Source organism: Mesorhizobium sp. USDA 4413, assembly GCF_056280365.1.
In genome coordinates, this window is sequence record NZ_JBVPRP010000001.1 from 877,712 (window position 1) to 901,467 (window position 23,756).

Sequence of the window (23,756 nt, forward strand, 5' to 3'; positions counted from 1 at the left end):
ATCGACAGACCTTAGCCCGGCACCTTGAGCGGCGCGCGCCGCTTCAGCCATCCCGAAAGCTTCTCCATCTGCGCGGCGAAGGACAACAGCGTCTCCTCGTCGCCGGGCCGGCCGGCGGCTTGGATGCCGAGCGGAAGGCCGGCCGCCGTGACATGCACCGGAAGCGCGATCGAGGGCTGCCCGCTGACATTCTGGATCGCCGGCCAGTGCGTGAACCACAGGCTCTTGTCCATCAGCTGGCCGAAGAACGACTTGACCTTGAGCAGGCTCGTCAGATGCAATTTGTCGAGCAGATTCTCGAGGAACTCGTCGGCGCCCTTGGGGTCCATTGAGCCGCAGGCCAGCGGCGGATGCGCGATGATCGGCATCAGCACGGCGTCGAAGCGCGCCGTCTCCTCGATAAGCCGCCGCGCCGTGGCGTTGAGCCGCTGCACGCTTTCATAGACTTCGCCAGCGGACAGCATTTCACCCAGACGCGCGAGCACGCGGGTCGCGCGCTCGACCTCGCGGGTTACCGGCCGGCCGACGCGCTGCGACTCGGCCCGCATCGTCCCGGCAACGGCGGAGGCGACACTCCGACAGAAATCGGCGATGAAGTCGCGGCCGATGAAAGGCAGGTCGATTTCCTCCACCGTGTGGCCGCCTTCGCGCGCCAACGCCACCGCCGTGTCGAGCGCCTGGAGCGTCTCGGCCGAGATCGGCAGGCCGAGCGGCGACTTGCGGTAGACGGCGAGGCTGAGCCTGCCCGGGTCGCGCGCGGCGGCGACCGCGAAGAAACCTTGCGGCGCGCGTGCCGCGTAGGGCGAAAGCGGATCGGCGCCATGGGTAAGGTCGAGCAGCAGCGCGGTATCGCGCACCGAGCGGCTGACGGCGTGGTCGACGACCATGCCGTACCAGCTTTCGCTGACCAGCGGCGTCAGCGGCACGCGGCCGCGCGAGGTCTTCAGGCCGACCAGCCCGCTGCAGGCCGAGGGCACGCGGATCGAGCCGCCGCCGTCGGAAGCATGCGCCGCCGGCACCACGCCCGCCGCCACCAGCGCGGCGGCGCCGCCGGACGAGCCGCCGGTGGTGTGGCCTGTGTTCCAAGGGTTGCGGGTGATGCCGAAGCGGGCCGACTCCGTCATCAGCCTCAGCCCATGCTCGGGTGAGGTGCTGGTGGCAACCGGGATCAGCCCGGCGGCGAGATAGCGCTCGACCATCACCGAGTTGAAATCCGCCGTGAAAGGCGGGATGCGGCTGCCGCCATGGATCGGCACGCCCTTGATGCCGATGCCGAGATCCTTGAGCGCGAAGGGCACGCCGGCCAGCGAGGCAGCGTGCGGTCGACGGTCTTCGCTCGTGCCCGTGCGGCGTCGTAAAGTGGTGTAGCGATCGCATTGATGTCGGGCCTTGTCGCCTCGGCGCGCGCGATCGCCGCGTCGACCAGCTCCTGCGGCGCGATTTCCCCTTTGTGGACGAGCTCGGCAAGGCCGGTCGCATCCTGTTCCCAAAGCACGCGCTCGATCGACATCACCGCATCCCCTCGTTTGCCAAAACCTATCGCATGAAGCTGCAGATCGAAATCGGGATTCGATAGAACCAACGGCACGGCAATCTTCGGCGGACAAAGCCTTGGGCGGCCCGTTGCAATTAAATCGCGATCTTCTAATTTGCCGCCATGGGGCCGCAGGACATCAGCAAGCTGATCGTCCGGACTTCGATGAAGGACCGGACTGCGTTCGATCTGCTCTACAAGCAGACCAGCGGGAAACTTTTCGGCGTTTGCCTTCGTGTCTTGAGGGACCGGGGAGATGCGGAAGAAGCGCTGCAGGAGGTGTTCGTCAAGATCTGGACGAAAGCAGACCGTTTCGCGGTTTCCGATCTGAGCCCGATTTCCTGGCTGGTGGCCATTGCGCGCAACCATGCGATCGATCGCATCAGGGCGCGGCGCAGTTCTTCCGCCGACATCGACGCAGCCCTCGACGTCGCCGATCCGGCGCCGGGACCTGAGGCCATGGCTGTCGCGGCTGGCGAGAGCGAACGCATCCACCATTGCCTTGACGAGTTGGAGAAAGACCGGGCGGCGGCCGTCCGGGGCGCCTATCTGAGCGGTGAAAGCTATGCCGAGCTGGCGGAGCGCTTCAAGGTTCCGCTGAACACGATGCGGACCTGGCTGCGGCGAAGTCTGCTCAACTGAGAGAATGCCTGGAAAGATGACGCTGGCGGAAGACAACGGACCGGAACGTGGAGGCGACGACCTGCTCGCCGCTGAATATGTTCTCGGCGTCCTGCCAGCCGACGAACGCCAGGCCGCGTCCCGCCGCATTGATACGGAGGCGGCGTTCGCCCGCCTGGTCGATGCCTGGGAGGTGCGCTTCGCGCCGATAGCCGCTGCTTACGCCGCGGTCGATCCGCCGGCTTCGGTGAAGGCGGCGATCGACCGGCGCCTGTTTGCAGCGTCCGCGTCCACTGCGACCGGCGGCGGCCTGTGGGGGAGCCTTGCCTTCTGGCGCGGCCTCGCCGCGGCGGCCATTGCCGCTTTGGCCGTCTATGTCGCCCTGCCTTACGTCAATCCGCCGGTCCGGTCGCCCGACACCAGGCTGGTCGCCTCTCTGGCCGCCGACAGCAGCAACGTCAAATACCTCGCCGTCTATGACGCCGCCCGCCACGAGGTCGGCCTGTCGCTGGTCTCCGGCGATCGCAGCGCCGGCAAGGATTTCGAATTGTGGATGATCGAGGGCAAGAACGCGCCGGTGTCGATGGGCGTCATCCCCGCCGGCCAGACCGTGCGCATGGCGGTCGCGCCCGCGGTCCAGCAGAAGCTCGCGCAAGGCGCCGTGCTCGCCGTCAGCCTCGAGCCTTCGGGCGGCTCGCCGACCGGCCAGCCGACCGGCCCGGTCGTCGCCGCAGGTGATTTGAAGGGCATCTGATCCCACGCGGCATCATCAAAGACGAATGGAAGTCTATCTCCTGCCTTTGGCGGACTGGAGGAATCCGCCACCGTCACGGGCGGCAGCAGCAAAATAAATCGAACGAAGCAAAAATCTATCGACCTCCGTGAAACTAACTTTTTTGAAGCCCGTGTCTCCTCGCGTTCCCAAACACGGGATGAAAACAACCAGAGGAGACTGACACAATGCGTAAACTCGCCACCCTTTTGCTTGCCTCTACGCTCGGTTTTTCCGCGCTCGGCGCCGTTGCCTATGCCGCCAATCCGATGGTCGGCGGGGCGCCGATGTATGCCAAGAAGAACATCATCGAGAACGCCGTCAATTCGAAGGACCACACCACGCTGGTCGCCGCCGTCAAAGCCGCCGGCCTCGTCGACACGCTGCAGGGCGCGGGCCCCTTCACCGTCTTCGCGCCGACCAATGAGGCCTTCGCGGCGCTGCCCGCCGGCACGGTCGATACGCTGCTCAAGCCCGAGAACAAGGACAAGCTGACCAAGGTGCTCACCTGCCATGTCATCGCCGCCAAGGCGCTGGCAGCCGATGTCGCCAAGATGGCCAAGGCCGATGGCGGCGCGCACCAGGTCACGACGGTCGGCGGCTGCGAGCTGACGCTGAAGACCGAGAAGGGCAAGGTCACCGTGACCGACGAGAACGGTAATGTCGCTCACGTCACCATCGCCGATGTCCGTCAGTCGAACGGCGTTATCCACGTCATCGACAAGGTTCTCTTGCCCAAGATGTAACAAAGCGGGCCGAAGATGTAACAAAGCGGGCATGCCCGGCGAAGCATGGCTGAGCGCCGGCCGCGACATCCAAAATCCGCGCTGCCGGCAGGAGTGCTCCGCGACGGCCCGCAAGGGGCGCGCGGAGCAGCAATCCAGCAAGACACGAAGCGGTTTTTCGTCTGGAAGTGCTCAACATGACGGATAGCGCGTCACCGGCTTTTGATTTCCGGGTGGCGCTCTATCTTGGCAAAATGTGTCAGGAGGAACGGCCATGAACCGTCGCGATTTTCTCTGGAGCGGGGCAGCCGCCACCGCTCTCATCGTCGGATCCGGAGCGATGCTGCGTGCCGGCGGCCCGAAGCCCGCTCTGGCCGCCGAAACCTTCGAGGTCACCAAGACCGATGCCGAATGGCACGCCATCCTCTCCGACGCTGCCTTCGACGTGCTGCGCAAGCAGGGCACGGAATATCCGGGCACCAGCCCGCTGCTCAACGAGCACCGCAAGGGCATCTTCGCCTGCGCCGGCTGCGACCTGCCGGTCTATTCGTCGGAGACGAAGTTCGATTCCGGGACCGGCTGGCCGAGCTTCTGGCAGGAGATCCCCAATTCCATCGGCAAGACCGAGGACCGCACGCTCGGCATGATTCGCACCGAGGTGCATTGCCGGCGCTGTGGCGGGCATCTCGGCCATGTCTTCGACGACGGCCCGCCGCCCACAGGCCTGCGCCATTGCATCAACGGCGTGGCGCTGAGCTTCAAGCCGGCCGCTGCCTGAGCGGACTGGGATCTGTCCAAAGAAATGACCCCGGAAATCGTCACCGATTTCCGGGGTCACGCGTTGAGGTAGCCAGGCGGGGGTTCCGGCTCCTCAATGGCCTCCGCCGCCACCGCCGCGCTGCTGCGCCGGCTTGTTGATGAACAGCACGAAAAATCCGAGCGAGGCGAACAGCACGGTCAACATCATGAACACGTCCATGAAGGACAAAAGCGCTGCCTGCTGCTGCACCATGCCGGACAGCTTCGAAATGGCGGCGGTCGTTGCGTCGAGACGGGCGTTTTGCTGGAAGGTCAGGGTCATGTTCTGCAGCTTGGTTTGCGCGGCCTCGCTGCCCCACTGCACATGCTCCGAAAGCCTTGCATAGTGAAAGGCATTGCGGTCGATCAGCACCGTGTTGATGACTGCCAGGCCGACGGCGCCGCCGAGATTGCGGGTCAGGTTGAACAGGCCCGACGCATTCTTCAGCCGCTCCGGCGGCAAGGTGCCGAGCGCGATGTTGTTGATCGGCACCATGCACAGCATCATCGAGCAGCCGCGCAGGATCTGCGGGATCAAGAGCTCATAGAAATCCCAGTCGGCGGTGAGATGCGTCATCCACCAGGTGCCGGTGGCGAAGCCCAGGAAGCCGATCATCATCATCAGCCTGAGATCGATCTTGTTCGACAGGATGCCGGCGATCGGCGCGGTGAAGAACATTGCCAGGCCGCTGACGAACAGCGCCTCGCCGATCATCATCGAATCGTAGCCACGGATACGGCCGAGGAACACCGGATAGAGGTAGGTCAACCCGTAAAGGCCGATGCCGACGACGAAGGAGAACAGCGAGCCGAAGGCGAAGTTGACGTTGCTGAAGGCCCTGAGATCGACGATCGGCTCCTCGGCGGTGAAGACGCGCCAGAAGAAGATGACGCCGCCAATGGTCATAATCACGGCGCAGATGAAGACGGCCTGTTCCTGCAGCCAGTCATGGTTCGGACCTTCCTCCAGCACATATTCCATGCAGCCGAGGAAGGCGGCCATGCCGATCAGGCCCCACCAGTCGAATTTAGAGAACAGTTTCAGGTTGGGCTTGTCGAAGTCGATCAGCGACCAGGCAGCCGTCGCCACCAGGATGCCGGGCACGACATTGATCAGGAACAGCCAGTGCCAGGACATGGCATGGCTGATATAGCCGCCCACCGTCGGGCCGATCGTCGGCGCCAGCGTCGCCACCAAGCCGATCATCGGCGAGACGACGGCGCGCCTGGAAGGCGGGAAGATGGTGAAGGCAGCCGCGAAGACGCTCGGGATCATGCCGCCGCCGATGAAGCCCTGGATGGCGCGGTAGACGATCATCTGGTCGATATTGGTGGCGGTCGCGGCGAGCGCGCTGGCCGCGGTGAAGCCGGCCGCCGCGGTGGTGAACAGCACCCGCGTCGACAGCATGCGGCTGAGGAAGCCCGACAGCGGGATCATCACCACCTCGGCGATCAGATAGGCGGTCTGCACCCACGGGATCTCGTCGGAGCTGGCGCTCAGGCCCGCCTGGATCTCGGCGAGCGAGGCCGACACGATCTGGATGTCGAGGATCGCCATGAACATGCCGAACACCATCGCCAGGAAGGCGACGACGCGGCGCACAGGCATATGGTCCGCGGGCAGGGCCGGCGCGGCGGCAGCGACCGGGCGTCCCGGCATTGCTCCTGCGGTGATGGTTGCGGTTGCCATGTCATGGCCTCCCTAAGCAATTCTCGACGACCAGCGTGGCGGTCCGGAATTGCGTCGAAACAGATGGTTGGAGCGCGTCTGCCGCTCCGAAGCAGGCTGGGCGGCTCGGCGCTCGAATGGCCACCGAACCGCCCCCCGATCAGTTGGTCGTCGAGGCCGGCGCGGTGCGGCTGTCCACTGCGACGACGACGCTTAAGCCGGCGCGTAGCTTGCCGGTCTTCAAGACGTCGGCCGGCACGTCGATGCGCACGGGCACGCGCTGCACCACCTTGGTGAAGTTGCCGGTGGCGTTTTCCGGCGGGAGCAGCGAGAACACCGCGCCCGAAGCCGGCGCCAGCGAGGAGACCGTGCCTTCGAAGGTCTGGCCGTCGATCGCGTCGACGGTGATGCGGACCTTCTCGCCGGGCACCATGCGGCCGAGCTGCGTCTCCTTGAAGTTGCCGACGATGTAGAGCTTGTCCATCGGCACGACGACGGCGAGCTTCTGGCCGGGGCTGACGAGGTCGCCCTGCTCGACCGAGCGGTTGCCGACGACGCCGTCATAGGGCGCCTTCAGCACGGTGAAGGAGAGGTCGCGCTGGGCCTTGTCGCGGGTGAGCTGCAGCGAGGCGAGCGTCGAGGCCGATTCCGCGCGCTGCGCTTCCAGCACGCCGATATTGGCCTGAGCCGCCGCGATCTGCGCATCGGCGCCGACAAGGGCCGCCTTGCCCTGGTCGAGCGCGGTCTGCGCGTCATCGAGCTGCGCCTGCGTGCCGACATGGGTCTTGAGAAGCTGCGCCGCGCGAAGCTGGGCGCGCGCCGCATTGTCGGCGGCGGCCTGGTCCGCGACCTTCTGGGCCTCGGCCTGCGAAAGCGAGGCCTGGGCCGCCTTGGTCTGAGCCTCTATGCGGTCGAGCGTTTTGCTCAATGTGGCGATCTGCGCCTCGGCCTGGGCGACCGCGATCTTGTAGTCGCCATTGTCGATGACGAACAGCGGATCGCCGGCCTTGACCTTCTGGTTCTCGCCCACCAGCACCTTGTCGATATAGCCGGATATTTTCGGCGACACGAACGACATATCGGCCTGGACATAGGCATCGTCGGTGGAGATCATGAACCGGCCGTCGGTCCAATAGTTATACCCATACCAGGATCCGGCGCCGAGCAGGGCGAGGCCGATGATTGGCAGCAGGAAGGAACGGGCCGAGCGCTTTTTCTTGACGGGCGCCTCGGCCGGAGTCGCGACCGGGGCGGCGGGCTGGACAGGAACTTCCGGCGCTTCGGTCGACGGTTGGACCTTGGCGTTGGGAAACGTGCGGACTTCGGCAGTGGCGGGCGCGTTCGAGGACATGGGTATCTCTCTGGATGTCAGTCAGACTGAACCGTTCGGTTCGAATTGGTGATTGACATAGCGCGGAAAGAGGACCATATCAAGAGGAAATCGAACCGAGCGGTTCGAAATATTTTCAAGGAATGACTTCCATGGTCGAAACGACAGCCGATAGCGATCTGCTCGACTTGCGCAAGGGTCGTCCGGCGGCCGGGCAGGACCCGGTCAAGCGTGCCCAGATCATCGAAGGCGCGCGCCGCGTCTTCATAGACAAAGGCTTCGAAGCCGCCTCGATGAACGATATCACGCGCGAGGCCGGCGTCTCCAAGGGCACGATCTACGTCTATTTCCAAAACAAGGAAGAGCTGTTCGAGGCTCTGATCGAGGAAGAGCGCGGCACCATCTTCAAGAACATGTATGAGGTGCTCGACCATTTCGACGACCTGCGCAACACGCTGGTGAAATTCGGCATGGGGCTCTCCGCCAAGATCACCTCGGCCAAGGTCATCCAGGCCCAGCGCACAGTGGTCGGCGCGTCCGACCGGATACCCGAGCTTGGCGCGCGTTTTTACGAGCGCGGCCCGAAACGCGGCCACGACAAGGTCATGGCCTTCCTCAACGAAGCCGTCGAGCGCGGCCTGCTCGAGATCGACGATGTCGATCTTGCCGCCTATCAGTTCACCGAGCTTTGCCTTGCCGGCCTGTTCCGCCAGTGCATCTTTTCCTACCGCACCAAGGCGCCGAGCCAGGCGGAGATCGGACATGTCGTGAAGTCCGGCGTCGACGTCTTCCTCAAGGCCTACGGCACGCAAAAATTTCTCGCCGAGGAAAAGGCGCTGCAATCGGCCTGACCGCCCTTGGGGCACGCTAATCCCAAAGCGTGCAAAGCAGGCCAAAGGGCCGTGGCGCGGCGTTGAAGGCGCGGGCGTGGCGGCCGAACGCGACGTCGTCGAGATCGTCCACCGACCCCTCTCAAAATGTCGATTGGCTTCGTCCGGCAGGCGCTGTCGGAAGAACCTGTTAACCATCGCTTCCTATGTCTCGGGAGACGTTCAATCGGCGAGTCTCGAGAATGACATCCATGCGTTTCCCCCGTGCCAACCTTTCCGGCGCCTCCGCCTATCAGGGCGACAACGATCATCGCGCGGACGGGCGCCATGGCGGGGTTCCGCAGGCGCAGGCGGGCCAGGTGGTCGCGTTGCGCGTCGCCCCGGCAAGCGAATCGGATGCCGCTCGCAACGCATCACCCGATTCGGCCAATGGCGGCGAATTCAGCCGCCCGGCGTGGCAGGATTATTTCTTCCTCGCGCCCAATGTGCGGTTCACCCGCACGCCGGACACCGATCTCTCCAGGCGGGCCGCCCCGCAAGAAGATACCGCGCAGGCTAAGCCACCCGCCCGCGAGCCCGTCCGGCCGGCGTCGCCGGCTCCGGCGCCAGCCGCTCCGGTCCGGAAAAGTCCTGCCGCCTCCGCCGCTCCCGCCGTGGCGCCGATGCAAACCAGGCCGCTCCGCGCACCATCGTCAGTCGCCCCTGTCACTGTCTCGCCCCCTCCGTCCGCGCCGCCCCAGGTCGCCGCCGCTCCGACGCCAAAACCGCGTCCGAGCGGACTGCGCTGGTCCTATCTTTCCGATCATGCCTTCTTCGAATTCGGCATGCCTTTCCTCGCCGAGCGCCTGGCACGGGCGCGCCTGAACGAGGCGGGGCAGGCGCCGGCCGTTCCGGCGCAGCCACCATTGGTGCAGCCGATGCCGGCGCAGCGTCCGGCCTCACCGGAGATCCAGCCCCGTGCCGCCTTCCTGGGCGAGGTGACGTCGTTTTACCGGGTCATCGAATGGCGCTCCAGCGCGGCGAACGCGGGGCCTTCTCCGGCGCCTGCCCTCCCGGCCGTCGAGCCGACGGCTGTCGAAGCCGCGCCGGTTTCCGCTCCGTCGAGCGCAAGGACGGTCAGGCAGGCGCCGTCGCTGCCCATGGCCGGCGAGGTCGCCCCGCTGTCCGCGATGGCCGGCTACGAGCTTCCTTCCGAGGATCTTCTGCAGATGCCGCCGCAAGGCCAGGGCTTCTACATGTCGCAGGAGCGCATGGAGCAGAATGCCGACCTGCTCGAAAGCGTTCTGGAGGATTTCGGCGTCAAGGGCGAGATCATCCATGTCCGCCCCGGTCCGGTCGTCACGCTTTACGAATTCGAGCCGGCGCCGGGCGTGAAATCCAGCCGCGTCATCGGTCTGGCCGACGACATCGCCCGCTCGATGTCGGCCATCTCGGCGCGCGTCGCCGTGGTGCCGGGCCGTAATGTCATTGGCATCGAGCTGCCCAACGAGACGCGCGAGACGGTCTATTTCCGCGAGCTGATCGGATCGGCCGGCTTCCGCAACACCTCCTGCAAACTGGCGCTCGGCCTCGGCAAGACGATCGGCGGCGAACCGGTCATAGCCGAGCTCGCCAAGATGCCGCATCTGCTGGTGGCGGGCACCACCGGTTCCGGCAAGTCGGTTGCCATCAACACCATGATCCTGTCGCTGCTCTACCGGATGAAGCCGGAAGAATGCCGCTTGATCATGGTCGATCCCAAGATGCTGGAGCTTTCCGTCTATGACGGCATCCCGCATCTTCTGACGCCGGTCGTCACCGATCCCAAGAAGGCCGTCACGGCGCTCAAATGGGCGGTGCGTGAGATGGAGGACCGCTACCGCAAGATGGCGCGCCTCGGCGTGCGCAACATCGACGGCTACAACCAGCGCGCGGCGAGCGCCCGTGACAAGGTCGAGGTCGTGACCATGCAGGTGCAGACCGGCTTCGAGAAGGGCACCGGCGAGCCGCTGTTCGAGGAGCGCGCGATCGACTTGGCGCCCATGCCCTATATCGTCATTATCGTCGACGAGATGGCCGACCTGATGATGGTGGCCGGCAAGGAGATCGAAGGCGCTATCCAGCGTCTGGCGCAGATGGCCCGCGCCGCGGGCATCCATCTGATCATGGCGACGCAACGCCCCTCCGTCGATGTCATCACCGGCACGATCAAGGCGAACTTCCCGACCCGCATCTCCTTCCAGGTGACGTCGAAGATCGACAGCCGCACGATCCTCGGCGAGCAGGGCGCCGAGCAGCTGCTCGGCCAGGGCGATATGCTGCACATGGCCGGCGGCGGGCGCATTTCGCGCGTGCACGGCCCCTTCGTTTCCGACCTGGAGGTCGAGCACGTCGTGGCGCATCTGAAGGCGCAGGGGCGTCCCGAATATCTCGACACCGTCACCGCCGACGAGGAAGAGGCCGAGGAAGCAGCCGATGCCGGTCCGGTCTTCGACAAAAGCGCGATCGGAGAGGAGGATAGCGACGCCCTCTACGAGGAGGCCATCAAGGTGGTCAAGCGCGACAAGAAGTGCTCGACTTCCTATATCCAGCGCCGCCTCGGCGTCGGCTACAACCGCGCTGCTTCCCTGGTCGAGCGCATGGAGAAGGAAGGTTTGGTCGGCGCTCCCAACCATGTCGGCAAGCGCGAGATCCTCACCGGCCGGCGCGATCGCGAGCCGGAACGTGAAGAGATGGATTGATCCCGACGGGCCGTTCCTGGAACGGCGGCATCAGCCGCCGTTCGCCACCAGGACGATCGCCGCGCGCAGCTCGTCCAGCCCGGCGGCTTTTTCCGACGAGGTGGCCAGCACCGCCGGAAAGGCCGCCGGCCGCTTCTTGATCTTGGCAAGCGTCTCCTCGATCAGCCTCGGCACGGCGGCGGCCTTGATCTTGTCGGTCTTGGTCAGCACCACCTGATAGGACACGGCCGCCTTGTCGAGCAGGGTGAGCACTTCCTCGTCCTTGGCCTTGATGCCGTGGCGGGCGTCGATCAGCACATAGACGCGCTTCAGCGTCACGCGACCCTGCAGATACTCGTAGATCAGCTTGGTCCATTGATCGACCTTGTCCTTCGGCGCGCTGGCGTAGCCGTAGCCGGGCATGTCGACCAGCGCCATCGGCGGCAGGTCGGCGCCTTCGCCGGAGAACCCGTCCGGCACGAAATAGTTGAGCTCCTGCGTGCGCCCCGGCGTGTTCGAGGTGCGCGCCAGGCCCTTATGCCCGACCAGCGCGTTGATCAGCGACGACTTGCCGACATTGGAGCGGCCGGCGAAGGCGATCTCCGGCGGTCCTTCCGGCGGCAGGAACTTCATGGACGGCACGCCTCGGATGAAGATCCAGCCGCGGGTGAACAGCTCCGGGCTGATCGCCGTCTCGCTCGTGCTCTTGCCGTTCGTCGTTTTTTCAGGCGCGTTCAAACCGCCGCCTCCAGTTGTGCAATGTCTGCGCCACGGATGGCGTTGAGGTTGCGGCTGATCTTGTCGACCGGCCAGTCCCACCAGGCAGCCTTCAAAAGCCGCCGCACCGTGAATTCGTCGAAGCGCATCTTCACTATCCTTGCCGGATTGCCGGCGACGATCGCATAAGGCGGCACGTCGTGCGTGACAACCGATTTCGCCGCCACGATGGCACCGTTGCCCACTTTCACGCCCGGCATGATCGCCCCATCCATGCCGATCCACACATCATTTTCGACGACGGTGTCGCCGCGGATCTCCTTCGACCAGGTCTGCGGATCAAAACCTTCTTCCCAGCCATGGCCGAAGATGTTGAACGGATAGGTCGAGAACCCGGACATTGCATGGTTGGCGCCGTTCATGATGAAGCGCGCGCCTTCCGCGATGGCGCAGAACTTGCCGATCACCAGCCGGTCACCGATGAAGTCGTAGTGGTGCAGCACGCATTTTTCGGCAAACTTATCGGGACCGTCGGGGTCGTCGTAATAGGTGAAGTCGCCGATCTCGATGTTGGGCGACGTCACCAGCCCCTTCAGGAAGCCGACGCGCGGATGCATCGCGATCGGATGCTTGATGTTGGGGTTGGGTCCGGTCATCGCGATCCCTCCATGGCTGGAGCAATTCCAGGAAAAGTGTGAGCGGTTTTCCGTCCGGAATTGCGTAAAAACAGAGAGACAGCGCGTTCCGGCGCGGTCGATCTCCGATCAAACTAACGTGATCCGCCTGCGGCACCAACCGTTCAGTGGTTGCCGCGGCAGATCACGATCGGGTTGGAAAGGGCGCTGTCGAAGCCGCTGCCCTGATAGACTTGGACGTTCGACGCCCCGGACGGCAGCGAGAAGCTGCCTTCGACGATTTTCTGTTCGCCCGCCGTCGTGTGCAGGGCCCAGCTGAAGGTGCAGAATTGCGGCGGCGCCTTGGGTTGCACGTGGCTGCAATTGAGCTGCGCGCCGCCCAGCATCGCCGCTCCGCCGCAACTTACCGCCTCCTTCGCGGCGGCTGGAAAAGCGTATCCCATGAGCAGCGCCAGCATGGCGATCTTGAGCCGGTTCATCGTCTGGTCCTTGCCCTGACCGCAGGCCGGCCGGGCCGGGTTATGGCCTATGCGATATTTTCAGCAAGCGCCTTAGTCGGTCTTGCGCTCCGCGTCCAGCAGGATTATGTGCATGATGATAATAAGCATGCTCACGAAAGTTTGTCTGCCGACTCCGAAGTCCTCCCATGTCCACCTCGCCCAACATCAGCTTCGTGCTGCACGACGTCGCGCGCCTGCTCAGGAAGCGTTTCGAGCAGCGGTCGCGCGCCTTTGGCCTGACCCGGGCGCAATGGCAGGTGCTGGCCTATCTTTCGGTGCATGGGGGCATCCACCAGAACAAGCTGGCCGACCTCATCGAGATCGTGCCGATCACGCTCGCAAGGTTGCTCGACAAGATGGAGGCGGGCGGCTTCATCGAGCGCCGGCCCGATCCGTCCGACCGCCGGGCGTGGCTTATCTATCTGACCCCGAAGGCGCATGCGCTGATCGAAGTGATGCGCAGCAACGGCCGGAAGACGCGTGACGGGGCCTTTGCCGGCCTGTCCGCGGACGCGCAGCAGCAGCTGCTGAAAACCCTTTGCCTGATCAAATCCAATCTGCTCGATGCCTGCGCCCAGCCGGCCGTCGACCGGGAGAAAGTCCATGTCTGAAGGAACCTCATCCAGAAAGCCCGCCGACGCGGAAAATGTCGGTGAAAGAGTAAGCGACCAGGTCATTCGCCTGGACAGCCAGCGCGAGCAAAGGCGCGGCAATAATCCGCCTGTCGTCGAAGACGACGAGCTGGAAGCGCCCGTGGCGCCGGAGCCGGCAACGCTGGAGGCGCCCTCGACCCAACCGAAGCCGGCTGCCGTCACCGTGGCTCCGCCCGCTCCCGCCAAGCCGCGCCGCAGCCTGACGCGGCCGATCCTGTTCGCGCTGCTGCCCCTGGCATTGGTGGCCGGCGGCTATTACTATGTCGTCGGCGGCCAGATCATGACCACCGACAACGCCTATATCCAGGCGCAGTCGCTCGGCGTTTCCACCGACGTCTCCGGCACCGTCGAGGAGATCGAAGTGCACGACAACCAGCCGGTGAAGAAGGGCGACGTGCTCTTCCGCCTGCGGCCTGCCTCCTTCGAAACCGCGCTCGCCGGCGCCAAGGCGCAGCTCGGCACGGTGCGCAACCAGGTGCTGACGCTGCAGGCGAGCTATCAGCAGTCGCTGGCGGCGATCGACCAGGCAGAGGCCGACATTCCCTATTACGAGTCGGCCTTCCAGCGTCAGCAGGACCTGCTCAAGACCTCGACTGCCTCCAAGGCGACGTTCGACAGCGCCCAGCATGATCTCATAGCGGCCCGCCAGAAGATGACCGTCGCCAAGGCGCAGGCGCAGGCGATGCTTGCCCAGCTCGGCGGCGACGCCAGCCAGCCGGTCGAGCAGAACCCCTTCTATTTGCAGGCCCAGTCGGCGGTGGACGACGCCCAGCGCAACCTCAACGATTCCGTCGTCAAGGCGCCGTTCGACGGCATCGTCACCAATGTCGACGCGCTGCAGGTCGGCAAATACCTGCCGGCTTCGCAGCCGGCCTTCAGCCTGGTGTCGTCGACCGACATCTGGATCGCCGCCGAACCCAAGGAAACCGAGCTCACCTATGTGCGTCCCGGCCAGAAGGCGACGATCAGCATCGACGCCTATCCGGGCGAGGTCTGGCACGGCACCGTCGGCTCGATCAGCCCGGCTTCCTCGTCCAGCTTCTCGCTGCTGCCGGCGCAGAACACCAGCGGCAACTGGGTCAAGGTCGTGCAGCGCATCCCGATGCGCGTGACGATCGACGATCCGGACGGCAAGCCGCCGCTGCGCGGCGGCATGAGCGCGGTCGTCAGCATCGACACCGGCCATGCCCGCGGCCTGCCGGATTTCGTCACCGATCTCCTCAATCGTTTCGGACACAAGTCATGACGACGGCTTCCGCGACAGGCGCGCCCGCGGTCGCCAATCGCGGCGCCATCACCGCTTGCGTGATCCTGGCGGTCATCATGCAGGCGCTGGACACCACCATCGCCAATGTGGCGCTGCCCTATATCCAGGGCAGCGTCTCGGCGAGCGCCGACCAGATCAACTGGGTGCTCACCTCCTATATCGTCGCCGCTGCGGTGATGACGCCGCCGTCGGGCTATCTCGCCAACCGCTTCGGCCGCAAGCGCATCCTTTTGGTGGCGATCACCGGCTTCGTGGTCGCTTCGGTGCTGTGCGGCTTCGCGCAGTCGCTGCCGCAGATCGTCGGCTTCCGTTTGCTGCAGGGCCTGTTCGGCGCAGCGCTCGTGCCGCTGTCGCAATCGATCCTGCTCGACATCTACAGCGTCGAGGAGCGCGGCTCGGCCATGGCGCTGTTCGGCGTCTCGGTCATGGTCGGGCCGGTGCTCGGCCCGGTCATCGGCGGCTGGCTGACCGAGAACGTCTCCTGGCGCTGGGTTTTCTACATCAACGTGCCGATCGGCGCGCTGGCCTTCATCGGCGTGTCGATGTTCGTCCAGGAAACCAAGCTCGACCTCAAAGCGAGGCTCGACTGGCTGGGCTTCGGCATGCTCAGCGTCGCCATCGCCTCGCTGCAGATGTTCCTCGACCGGGGCGAGCAGCTCAACTGGTTCTCCTCGGCCGAGATCATCGTCGAGGCGCTGGTCTGCGCGTCGGCCTTCTACATCTTCATCGTCCATACCTTCACCGCGCGCGACACCTTCGTGAACCCGCGGCTGTTCCTCGACCGCAACTTCTCCGTCGGCATGATCTTCATCTTCATCATCGGCATCACCTATCTCGCTTCGCTGGCGCTGATGACGCCCTATCTGCAGACGCTGATGGGCTATCCGGTGGTGACGGCCGGCATCGTCATGGGGCCGCGCGGCCTCGGCACCATGGCCTGCATGTTCGTGGTAGGCCGCCTCGTAGGCAAGGTCGACACGCGCTGGCTGCTGTTCATCGGCCTCGCCATCACCGCCTGGGCGATGTACGACATGACCGGCTGGACGCCGGATGTCTCGCAATGGACGATCATCAGCACCGGCTTCATCCAGGGCGCCGGCCTCGGCTTCTTGTTCGTGCCGCTCACCACCATCACCTTCGCCACGCTGGCGCCGGAGCGGCGCGCGGAAGGCACGGGTCTCTACAATCTGTCGCGCAACATCGGCTCCAGCGTCGGGATCTCGGTCGTCACCGCGCTTTTGACGCAGAACCAGCAGATCAACCACGCCAACATCGCCGACTACGTGACGCCCTACAATTCGGCGTTCAGCGATCCGGCGATCTCGCAGGCGCTGAGCCCTTACACCGCCGGCGGCCGGGCCGCGCTCGACGGCCTCGTCACCCTGCAGGCGACGATCATCAGCTATATCGACGATTTCAAGCTGATGATGATCCTGTCCCTGGCCGCCATCCCGCTGGTGCTTCTGCTGCGCAAGCCCGGAACGCCGGCCCAGATCGATCACAGCGCGGTCATGGAATGAGGGGTCCCGCCCGGCTCCGGCCATCGATCCCGGCTCGATCGTCGACACGCGGGGCGCTGACGCTTCTGTCGCCGACGTTGGAGATTGGCCGAACCCCGGCGACGTCGTCATACTCGGGTTTGACTTCCATGCCGTGAGCTTTGTCGTGGGGCGCAACGGTGCCGGAATTCCGGAACGGAGCAACGCCTTAGCGTAAAGGCAATGGATTCCAGGGGGTCTGCGCGCTTCGCTTCGCTCCTTGCTCCGCCCTGGAACGACGACCGGGATGGCCGATCGCGAATGTTGGCGCTGTCCCGTTGGCATCTCCAACAAAAAACCCCGGCCAAGCCGGGGTTCTGATTGGAAGTCGAGGAAGCCTACTATTCCGCCGGCGATGGCTTCTTGCGGAACATCGATGCCAGATTGTCCCACAATTCGATCTTGGCGCCCTGGCGCTTCATGATCACGCCCTGCTGCAGGATCGACAGCAGGTTGTTCCAAGCCCAGTAGATTACGAGGCCGGCCGGGAACGAGCCCATCATGAAGGTGAAGATCACAGGCATCCAGGTGAAGATCGCCGCCTGCGTCGGGTCCGGCGGCGCCGGGTTCATGCGCATCTGCAGGAACATGGTGATGCCCATCACCACCGCCCAAGCGCCCATATGCGGCAGGAAGGCGGGCACCGCGAAGGGCAGCAGGCCGAACAGGTTGAAGATCGACGTCGGATCCGGCGCCGCGAGGTCGTGGATCCAGCCGAAGAACGGCGCATGCCGCATCTCGATGGTGATGTAGAGCACCTTGTAGAGCGAGAAGAAGACCGGGATCTGCAGCGCCACCGGCCAGCACCCGGCCAGCGGATTGATCTTCTCGGTCTTGTAGAGCTCCATCATCGCCTGCTGCTGCTTCATCTTGTCGTCCGCGTATTTCTCGCGGATCTCCAGCATCTTCGGCTGCACCTTCTTCATGTTCGCCATTGAGGCGTAGGACTTGTTGGCGAGCGGGAAGAAGATGGCTTTGACGATGACGGTGGTAGCGAGGATCGCCAGCCCGAAATTGCCGAAGAATTTGTAGAGCGTGTCGATGAGCCAGAACATCGGCTTGGTGATGAAATAGAACCAGCCCCAGTCGATCAAAAGATCGAACCGCTTGATGTGACGGTCCTGCGCATAAGCGTTGATCTTGGCGACTTCCTTGGCGCCGGCGAAGACCTCGGTCTCGACGGTCGCCGACTGGCCGGCCTCGATGTTGATCGGATCGGTCAAAAAGTCGGACTGGTAGCGGTGGCGCCCGTCCTCGAAATAGGCATAGCGCGGCTGGAAGGGCTGCTTCTCGGTCGGCACCAGAGTCACGGCCCAGTATTTGTCGGTGATGCCGAGCCAGCCGTCGGTCGACTTGCCGGGCTTGACTTCCTTGTCCTTCTCGATGGCCGCATATTTGTACTCCGACAGCCCTTCGGTGCCGGTGAAGCCGATCAGGCCTTCATGCAGCACATAGGTGCTGGCGACCGCCGGCTTGTCGTAGCGCGTGACCCGGCCGTAATTGAACAGGCTGACCGCGGCGCTGCCTGAATTCTGCACCGTGTCGGAAACGGTGAACATGTAGTCGTTGTCGACCGAGACGGTGCGCTTGAAAGTGAGACCCTTGTCGTTGGTGTAGGTCAGCGTCACCGGCGTCGACGGCGTCAACGTCGGATTGCCCTCGACGCTCCACACCGTGTCCGAGCTTGGCACTGTACCTGTCTTGTCGGTGCCGACGAAACCGATCTCGGCGAAATAGCCGGTGGGCAGCGCCTGCGGGTTGAGCAGCTCAATCTCGGGCGAGTTCTTGTCGACGGTCTCGGTGTAGTGCTTGAGCTTCAGGTCGTCGAGGCGCGCGCCGGTCAGGTTGATCGAACCCTCAAGGCTCGGCGTGTCGATCTTGACGCGCTTGGTCGCGGCGATCGCCTGGTCGCGGCTCGCCGCCGTCGCGGTGTCGCCGCCGGGCGCGCTGGGAATGGCGCCCGGCGTCTGAGCCGTCGTCGCCGCGCCCGGATTGGTTCCCTGTGCTTCCTTCTTCTGCGCCTCTGCGCGCTGCTGCTCGATGCGGGCCTGCTCGCGCTGCTGCTCCATCCTCGGGTTCATGTAGAACACCTGCCAGAGCGTCAGGATCAGCACCGACAGCGCGATGGTGATGAAGAAATTGCGGTTGTTTTCCATCGAAAGCCCTTGGCCTATCGTGTTCCGCGCAGCCGGCGGGAAAGCTCGGCCTTCAACTGGCCGAACGGAATGGCAAGCACGTCTTCGCGCCCGACGATCACATAGTCATTGCCGGGCGCCATGTCATCGGCGGCATGCACGCGCACGGCTTCCCTCAGCCGCCGCCGGACGCGGTTGCGCACCACGGCGTTGCCGACCTTCTTGGTGACGGTGTAGCCGACGCGCGGCGCAAGATCATCGCCGCGGTCGAGAACTTCAACGAGAAAAAGCCGTCCGCGGCGTTTCTCGCCGCCGCGCACAGCCAGGAAATCCGCGCGTTTCAGAAGCCGCCCGGGAGTTTTCCCCTTTGGCTTGCCGGTTGCGGGCAACGATCTCGTCTTTCGTTCAGGCGCTGAGCCGCTTGCGGCCGCGGTTGCGGCGGGCAGCAACGACGCCACGGCCACCCTTGGTGGCCATGCGGGCACGGAAGCCATGCCGGCGCTTACGGACGAGCTTGGACGGTTGGTAGGTACGCTTCATTTGTTTTAATACCGCGGGGTGCGGCCCTTCTTGATTCTGTCACTCTGTAACAGGAGCTTTGCCGGGCCGGCTTAGGCGCGATCGAAACCGCGCCGGGACGGATGGCCCGAGCGTGAGCGGGCTTATAGAAAGAAGGTTTTTGGAAGTCAATCCGGCGTGGCCGCAAGGCATTTTTTCGCGGGACCAAGGTTGAAATGGCAAAAAAGCCGCAAATCGCATAATCTTGCCCGATCAAGGCTTCGTGAAGACCGCGTCATGACGAGTGAAGCTCTGTCCACCGAGGAAAAGACAAGGCCGGCGAATTCGACGCGCCGGGTGCCGCTGTCGCGTGGCCTGTCGACCAAGCTTCTCTTCCTCACCATCGCCTTCGTGCTCTTGGCCGAAGTCCTGATCTTCCTGCCCTGGATCGCCAGCTATCGGGTCAACTGGCTGAAGGAGCGCTTGAGCACCGCCGCAGCCGTATCGATTGTGCTCTTGCAGGGCGAGCCCAACGCGCTGTCGCACAACGCCCAGAACGACGTGCTGATGGCGATCGGCGCCAAGGCGATCGCCGTGCGCGACGGCGGGGTCTCCCGGCTGCTCGTCGTTTCCGACATGCCGCCCCAGGTCGACGAGCATATCGATATCGCCGATGTCGGCCTGGTCAACGGCATGACCGGCGCGCTCGACACGCTCTTTTTCGGCGGCAAGCGCATGCTGCGCGTCTTCGGCCCGGTCGGCGAAAGCGACAAGGAATTCGAGCTGATCATGCCGGATTACCGCTTGCGCGACGCCATGCTGAGATATTCGCGCAATGTCGCCGTCGTCTCGCTGCTGATCTCGCTCTTCACCGCCATGCTGGTCTATGCGGCGATCGACCTGATCATGATCGGGCCGATCCGCACCATGACGCGCTCGATCCTGGCCTTCTCCGAGGCGCCGGACGATCCAGGCCGCGTCATCTCTCCGACGGACCGCGCCGACGAGATCGGCGTTGCCGAGCGCGAGCTGTCGCAGATGCAGGGTCGGCTGCAGAGGATGCTGTCGGAACAGAAGCATCTCGCCGACCTCGGCCTGGCCGTCTCCAAGATCAACCACGACATGCGCAACATTCTCGCTTCCGCGCAGCTGATGTCCGACCGCCTGCGCCAGGTGAAGGACCCGACCGTGCAGTCCTTCGCGCCGAAGCTTCTGCGCGCGCTCGACCGGGCCGTTGCCTATTCCGAGGGCGTGCTCGCCTACGGCCGCACGCAGGAGCCGGCGCCGTCGCGCCGCAGGGTGAGACTCCGCCAGCTTGTTGACGACGTGCACGGCCTGCTCGACATCGAGGAAGGCATCGAGTTCATCAACGCCGTCGATCTCGCCTTCGAGGTCGACGCCGATTCCGACCATCTCTTCCGGGTACTCACCAATCTGTGCCGCAACGCCGTACAGGCGATGGCCGCCGACACCGAAAGCGCGGTGGTGCGCCGGCTGGCGGTCGCGGCCGAGCGCCACGGCAGCGTCAGCCGCATCACCGTGACCGACACCGGCCCCGGCCTGCCGCCCAAGGCGCGCGAGAATCTGTTCGCCGCCTTCCGCGGCTCGGCGCGCAGCGGCGGCACCGGGCTCGGCCTGGCGATCGCGCATGAATTGATCCGCGCCCATGGCGGCACGGTCGAGCTCGTCGAGTCGATCGGCGGCCGCACCGTCTTCGCCGTTACCATCCCCGACCAGCCGGTGCGGCTCGAGCAGGCGCGCAACGGCCTGCGCCGCCCCGCTTGAGGTCACGGCCTCTGGCCGAGCCGCCTGCCGGCAGCGCAGTGCCTCGATCGGATGGCAAAAACACCTGCGACAAAACTTTTGCCGGATCGGCTTGCTTTTCGCAAATTCAGCCGTTAGGGAACACTCCACATCGCGGCCGGCCGTCTCGACCGGATCGCGGGGCTTGTGTCAAACACGGCCTGTTGCGCGCCCGTAGCTCAGCTGGATAGAGCACCAGACTACGAATCTGGGGGTCAGGAGTTCGAATCTCTTCGGGCGCGCCATATTTCCCAAGGGGTTGCGGGGCATGGCGAAAAATGGCCGAGACCTCGGGGGCACGCTGGGGGCACCGGTCCCCAAAGGGCCTTTAGCTCAGCACCTGGCCGTACAGTTCGCGTTCGAACCCGACGTTCTTGCGAGAATCGCAGAACTTGCACCGCCGACGGATGAATGGCTGGCGCGCCAGCGGGAGATAACATTCGATGAGACCTATGGCCCTGAGCAGGCCTTTACGATGTGCGGCATCCGGTTCCTCCGAAGGAACATTGCACGCGTAAGCCGGGCCGAGCAGAGCGAATATTTGAAAGCGCTGGATCACCATCTGGCGGCCATCAATCACCTGCTGCTGACCTACACACAGTTCAATCATACGGCCGCAGATCCGATTAAGTTCCTCGAGGCGTACGAACGCCGCCAAGGCAAGCCAGCCCGGCGCCGCGACGAAATCTTAAAAGATCTGGCTGAGCCGCTCCTGGCGTTGCGAGCTTTCGCCCAATTCCAACAGCGAGCGATCGGAAGTGAGCCAAAGGAATCGGCGGAGGTAGTGCGGCGTCGTAATGACTTTCCCAGACTGGTGTTGATCGCGGACATTGCGGCGACGTATCGGCGCGTCACCGGGCAAGAGCCGACCGCATATGCCGCTGACGACAAGCACCTCAGTCCTGCAGTCGAGTTGGTCACGCTACTAGCGCCGGCCATTCTGAAGGCAGCAAGGGTCAAGAAGACCCAAGTGAGTGCACAGACAGCCAAGGATGAGATCGCGATGGTCAAAAAGCTCTGGTCCGAGGGGCATCGGCCTGAGGAAGCTGGCGTCATCTCCGGCTGGGCGGATTTAGGGTAAACTTTTTCGTCGGTTTCGCGCAGAACAAATTCCTACTATTCGTGACCTTCCCGCCCTCTAATGCGCACCATCGCAAAGGAGGCGAAGTAGATGGCGACTCGCATTCTGCCGGTGGAGGAGGTGCTAGACCGCACCGGCCTTTCCCGCCGGACCCTATATACCGAGATTTCTGAAGGCCGATTCCCCAGGCCAGTCCAGTTGACGGCCAGGCGCGTCGGTTGGCCCGAGGCCGATGTCGAAGCATTCCTCACCAGCAAGATCGCCGCGCGCGACGGGATGGCGGCTTGATGGCTGACCTCTCTCCGCCTGAGCACGAGCACTCCGCCGCGGTCGACCAGGCAATCGAATGGTATGCCGCGAACTTCGGCGCCTGTGAGCGTCCCGTGGTTCCAGCTCTTCGCCGGCGGTTCGATCTGACCCCACATCAAGCCGTTGTCGTGATCCGCGAGGTCACTTTGCGGAGAGCGCGCGCGGCATGAGCACCGAGGGCGACGAAGCCAAGGCCGAGGCATCGAAAGCGAGCTTCAAACTCACCCTGATCGAGACCATTGCGGCCGATCCTCTGCTCCAGCCCAGCGACCTCTCGCTGACCGTTGCCTATCTCGCTTTCCTGACGTGGCCAGCGCGAAAGGTTTGGCTGACGACCACAGCAGCGCGGGCGCGAACAGGCTTGTCAGAGAGGCAGATAGCGACCAGTCGTGCAAGGCTTCTCGACCGCAAATATCTGGTCGACACCGAGACCAAAAAGGGCTTCTCACAGGTCTTCCGAGTGGAAAATCCTCGGGCTGACGAGATGCGCGACCACGTCGCGCTTATGGTCGAGCACCTAAGAGAAGAGATGGCCTTCAAGCAGGCAGATCGGCGTCGCCTGGCTACATTGTCCCCGCAGAAATTGCAGAGACAGAAAGGCGAATGTCACCCTCAAAATGCAGGTGACGTCTCCGCAGCCATTGCAGAAGAATTCCCCTCATATACCCCCCAGGATATAGCTATGAAGGAGGAAGAACCCTTTGAGGGTGGTGCTGACCCCTCCAAGGGATACGCAACCAGAGACGATGATCAGCACGTGCCGTTTCCGGCACCAGCGAGTGAAGACGATCTCGCTGAGATGATGTCGACGCTGTTCGCCGATTGCCAGTTGTCGGCGCTCACCATGTCCAGGATGCGCAAGCTGCTCGCGGAAGGTCGATTGACGCCAGCCATCGTGAACGGCCAGCGGAGCGCTGCCGCATGACCAAGCGCAGGAAAGTTCACCCGGACCAGCTCGACCTATTCGCCTGGGCGGCCGCACGGCCGACGGCGAAGGTCATCAGCGCAATTCCAGGAATCGCTAAGCGCATGTGGCGGGAGCGGCACATGGAGCAGCCGAATAATCCGCCGCACATAGTCCCGCTGCGGAGGCGCGCATGAAGGCCTACCGCTCCGCCGCAACATGGATCGACCAGGCGCTCGGCTGTCTGTCCGAAGCCGTCGAGCGTATGCCCGAAACTCAGTTCCTGATCGAGCATGCTGCCGCGCATGACGCGCCGCGCACGCCGGCCGGTGACGTTGTGGCGGCTGTTCTTGAACGCGAATGGTGGAAGCGCTGGCCGGAAGGTCGCGACGATTGAAGCTGCTCTCCCTCGCCCTGACCATCGCCGCCGTCGCCATTGTCCTGGCCGGCATCATGGGGTGGTTGCCATGAACGGCTCCTTGCGCAAGGTCGGCAGACCCCGCCGCGATCTCACGCCGGAGGAGCAAGCCGCGAAGGAGGCGCGCCGGCGCGAGTTGGCCAGGTTGCGCGGCCGCGCGTGCCGGGCTCGACGGAAGCACGACAAGCTCACGGACATGATCGATGGCCTGGTGCCAGCCTGGGACGATGACGACCCCGCCAAGGTCCTGGCCGCGCTGCTGAGGCGCATGCGCTTCGATTTGAAGTGAATTTCAGCGTTACGCTTAACCGTCACGCTGA

The 23,756-nt window shown here is 64.3% G+C and carries 24 protein-coding genes, 1 tRNA gene and 1 pseudogene; 16 read left to right on the forward strand and 10 right to left on the reverse strand.

Going from position 1 to position 23,756, the window contains the following annotated elements:
* Positions 1 to 11 precede the first annotated feature (11 nt).
* Positions 12 to 1,298, reverse strand: a complete 1,287-nt coding sequence (locus tag ACVMIM_RS04450) for an amidase (protein ID WP_476110692.1) — start codon at positions 1,296 to 1,298, stop codon at positions 12 to 14.
* Positions 1,199 to 1,510 carry a hypothetical protein gene (locus ACVMIM_RS04455; protein WP_476110693.1) on the reverse strand — a complete coding sequence of 104 codons (312 nt, stop codon included), beginning with the start codon at positions 1,508 to 1,510 and terminating at the stop codon, positions 1,199 to 1,201. Before ACVMIM_RS04455 ends, ACVMIM_RS04450 begins: the two co-directional genes overlap by 100 nt.
* 147 nt (positions 1,511 to 1,657) lie before the next feature.
* Between ACVMIM_RS04455 and ACVMIM_RS04460 the strand changes: the two are divergent.
* From ACVMIM_RS04460 to msrB, 4 genes and pseudogenes are all read left to right on the forward strand, one after another.
* Positions 1,658 to 2,196: pseudogene (locus ACVMIM_RS04460) on the forward strand (sigma-70 family RNA polymerase sigma factor).
* Positions 2,193 to 2,909: an anti-sigma factor gene (locus tag ACVMIM_RS04465; protein WP_476110695.1), complete on the forward strand. Its 717-nt coding sequence runs from the start codon at positions 2,193 to 2,195 to the stop codon at positions 2,907 to 2,909. Before ACVMIM_RS04460 ends, ACVMIM_RS04465 begins: the two are co-directional and overlap by 4 nt.
* A 206-nt stretch (positions 2,910 to 3,115) precedes the next feature.
* On the forward strand, positions 3,116 to 3,673 hold the full coding sequence (locus tag ACVMIM_RS04470) for a fasciclin domain-containing protein (RefSeq protein ID WP_476110697.1): 558 nt from the start codon (positions 3,116 to 3,118) through the stop codon (positions 3,671 to 3,673).
* A 253-nt stretch (positions 3,674 to 3,926) separates the two neighbouring features.
* Positions 3,927 to 4,430 carry a peptide-methionine (R)-S-oxide reductase MsrB gene (gene msrB, locus ACVMIM_RS04475; RefSeq protein WP_476110699.1) on the forward strand — a complete coding sequence of 168 codons (504 nt, stop codon included), beginning with the start codon at positions 3,927 to 3,929 and terminating at the stop codon, positions 4,428 to 4,430.
* A gap of 93 nt (positions 4,431 to 4,523) precedes the next feature.
* Here msrB and ACVMIM_RS04480 read toward each other — a convergent pair whose 3' ends face one another.
* Both ACVMIM_RS04480 and ACVMIM_RS04485 read right to left on the reverse strand, forming a co-directional pair.
* On the reverse strand, positions 4,524 to 6,140 hold the full coding sequence (locus ACVMIM_RS04480) for a DHA2 family efflux MFS transporter permease subunit (RefSeq protein ID WP_476110700.1): 1,617 nt from the start codon (positions 6,138 to 6,140) through the stop codon (positions 4,524 to 4,526).
* A gap of 139 nt (positions 6,141 to 6,279) precedes the next feature.
* Positions 6,280 to 7,470 carry an HlyD family secretion protein gene (locus ACVMIM_RS04485; RefSeq protein ID WP_476110701.1) on the reverse strand — a complete coding sequence of 397 codons (1,191 nt, stop codon included), beginning with the start codon at positions 7,468 to 7,470 and terminating at the stop codon, positions 6,280 to 6,282.
* Positions 7,471 to 7,601: 131 nt separating this feature from the next.
* Here ACVMIM_RS04485 and ACVMIM_RS04490 point away from each other — a divergent pair, with 131 nt between their 5' ends.
* Positions 7,602 to 8,300 (forward strand): TetR/AcrR family transcriptional regulator, encoded by a 699-nt coding sequence (locus tag ACVMIM_RS04490; protein ID WP_476110703.1) that lies wholly within the window; start codon positions 7,602 to 7,604, stop codon positions 8,298 to 8,300.
* A 221-nt stretch (positions 8,301 to 8,521) separates the two neighbouring features.
* A complete protein-coding gene (locus tag ACVMIM_RS04495; protein WP_476110704.1) occupies positions 8,522 to 10,999 on the forward strand; it encodes a DNA translocase FtsK in 2,478 nt (825 codons plus the stop codon).
* Between the two features lie 30 nt (positions 11,000 to 11,029).
* Here ACVMIM_RS04495 and yihA read toward each other — a convergent pair whose 3' ends face one another.
* The 3 genes from yihA to ACVMIM_RS04510 form a co-directional block, all read right to left on the reverse strand.
* Entirely contained in the window at positions 11,030 to 11,665 is a 636-nt protein-coding gene (gene yihA, locus ACVMIM_RS04500) for a ribosome biogenesis GTP-binding protein YihA/YsxC (RefSeq protein ID WP_476117096.1), read from the reverse strand.
* 47 nt (positions 11,666 to 11,712) lie between these two features.
* Positions 11,713 to 12,351, reverse strand: a complete 639-nt coding sequence (locus ACVMIM_RS04505; protein ID WP_476110706.1) for a CatB-related O-acetyltransferase — start codon at positions 12,349 to 12,351, stop codon at positions 11,713 to 11,715.
* Positions 12,352 to 12,494: 143 nt separating this feature from the next.
* Positions 12,495 to 12,809: a hypothetical protein gene (locus tag ACVMIM_RS04510; protein WP_476110707.1), complete on the reverse strand. Its 315-nt coding sequence runs from the start codon at positions 12,807 to 12,809 to the stop codon at positions 12,495 to 12,497.
* A 167-nt stretch (positions 12,810 to 12,976) separates the two neighbouring features.
* Between ACVMIM_RS04510 and ACVMIM_RS04515 the strand changes: the two genes are divergently transcribed.
* From ACVMIM_RS04515 to ACVMIM_RS04525, 3 genes are read left to right on the forward strand one after another with little or no spacing between them, the layout of a single operon-like run.
* Entirely contained in the window at positions 12,977 to 13,441 is a 465-nt protein-coding gene (locus ACVMIM_RS04515; protein ID WP_476110709.1) for a MarR family winged helix-turn-helix transcriptional regulator, read from the forward strand.
* Complete coding sequence (locus ACVMIM_RS04520) at positions 13,434 to 14,729, forward strand: HlyD family secretion protein (RefSeq protein ID WP_476110710.1); 1,296 nt, start codon at positions 13,434 to 13,436, stop codon at positions 14,727 to 14,729. Before ACVMIM_RS04515 ends, ACVMIM_RS04520 begins: the two co-directional genes overlap by 8 nt.
* Positions 14,726 to 16,270, forward strand: coding sequence for a DHA2 family efflux MFS transporter permease subunit (locus tag ACVMIM_RS04525; protein ID WP_476110712.1), 1,545 nt, complete (start codon positions 14,726 to 14,728; stop codon positions 16,268 to 16,270). Before ACVMIM_RS04520 ends, ACVMIM_RS04525 begins: the two co-directional genes overlap by 4 nt.
* Positions 16,271 to 16,629: 359 nt before the next feature.
* Here ACVMIM_RS04525 and yidC read toward each other — a convergent pair whose 3' ends face one another.
* Genes yidC through rpmH form a run of 3 tightly spaced genes read right to left on the reverse strand, consistent with a single transcriptional unit; the run spans position 16,630 to position 18,963 of the window.
* Positions 16,630 to 18,444 (reverse strand): membrane protein insertase YidC, encoded by a 1,815-nt coding sequence (gene yidC, locus ACVMIM_RS04530; RefSeq protein WP_476110714.1) that lies wholly within the window; start codon positions 18,442 to 18,444, stop codon positions 16,630 to 16,632.
* Positions 18,445 to 18,458: 14 nt separating this feature from the next.
* The gene (gene rnpA, locus ACVMIM_RS04535) at positions 18,459 to 18,812 is read right to left on the reverse strand and encodes a ribonuclease P protein component (RefSeq protein ID WP_278051323.1); all 354 of its coding nucleotides are present in this window, start codon (positions 18,810 to 18,812) and stop codon (positions 18,459 to 18,461) included.
* A gap of 16 nt (positions 18,813 to 18,828) precedes the next feature.
* Positions 18,829 to 18,963: a 50S ribosomal protein L34 gene (gene rpmH / locus ACVMIM_RS04540; protein WP_008833937.1), complete on the reverse strand. Its 135-nt coding sequence runs from the start codon at positions 18,961 to 18,963 to the stop codon at positions 18,829 to 18,831.
* 255 nt (positions 18,964 to 19,218) lie between these two features.
* Between rpmH and ACVMIM_RS04545 the strand changes: the two genes are divergently transcribed.
* From ACVMIM_RS04545 to ACVMIM_RS04575, 7 genes are all read left to right on the forward strand, one after another.
* The gene (locus ACVMIM_RS04545; RefSeq protein ID WP_476110716.1) at positions 19,219 to 20,706 is read left to right on the forward strand and encodes an ATP-binding protein; all 1,488 of its coding nucleotides are present in this window, start codon (positions 19,219 to 19,221) and stop codon (positions 20,704 to 20,706) included.
* 186 nt (positions 20,707 to 20,892) lie between these two features.
* Positions 20,893 to 20,969 (forward strand) — tRNA-Arg (locus ACVMIM_RS04550).
* A gap of 23 nt (positions 20,970 to 20,992) precedes the next feature.
* Positions 20,993 to 21,805, forward strand: a complete 813-nt coding sequence (locus ACVMIM_RS04555; protein ID WP_476110718.1) for a hypothetical protein — start codon at positions 20,993 to 20,995, stop codon at positions 21,803 to 21,805.
* Between the two features lie 90 nt (positions 21,806 to 21,895).
* On the forward strand, positions 21,896 to 22,093 hold the full coding sequence (locus tag ACVMIM_RS04560; RefSeq protein ID WP_476110720.1) for a helix-turn-helix transcriptional regulator: 198 nt from the start codon (positions 21,896 to 21,898) through the stop codon (positions 22,091 to 22,093).
* Positions 22,094 to 22,280: 187 nt separating this feature from the next.
* On the forward strand, positions 22,281 to 23,039 hold the full coding sequence (locus tag ACVMIM_RS04565) for a hypothetical protein (RefSeq protein ID WP_476110722.1): 759 nt from the start codon (positions 22,281 to 22,283) through the stop codon (positions 23,037 to 23,039).
* Between the two features lie 172 nt (positions 23,040 to 23,211).
* A complete protein-coding gene (locus ACVMIM_RS04570; protein WP_476110724.1) occupies positions 23,212 to 23,415 on the forward strand; it encodes a hypothetical protein in 204 nt (67 codons plus the stop codon).
* 70 nt (positions 23,416 to 23,485) lie between these two features.
* Entirely contained in the window at positions 23,486 to 23,725 is a 240-nt protein-coding gene (locus tag ACVMIM_RS04575; RefSeq protein ID WP_476110725.1) for a hypothetical protein, read from the forward strand.
* Positions 23,726 to 23,756 lie beyond the last annotated feature (31 nt).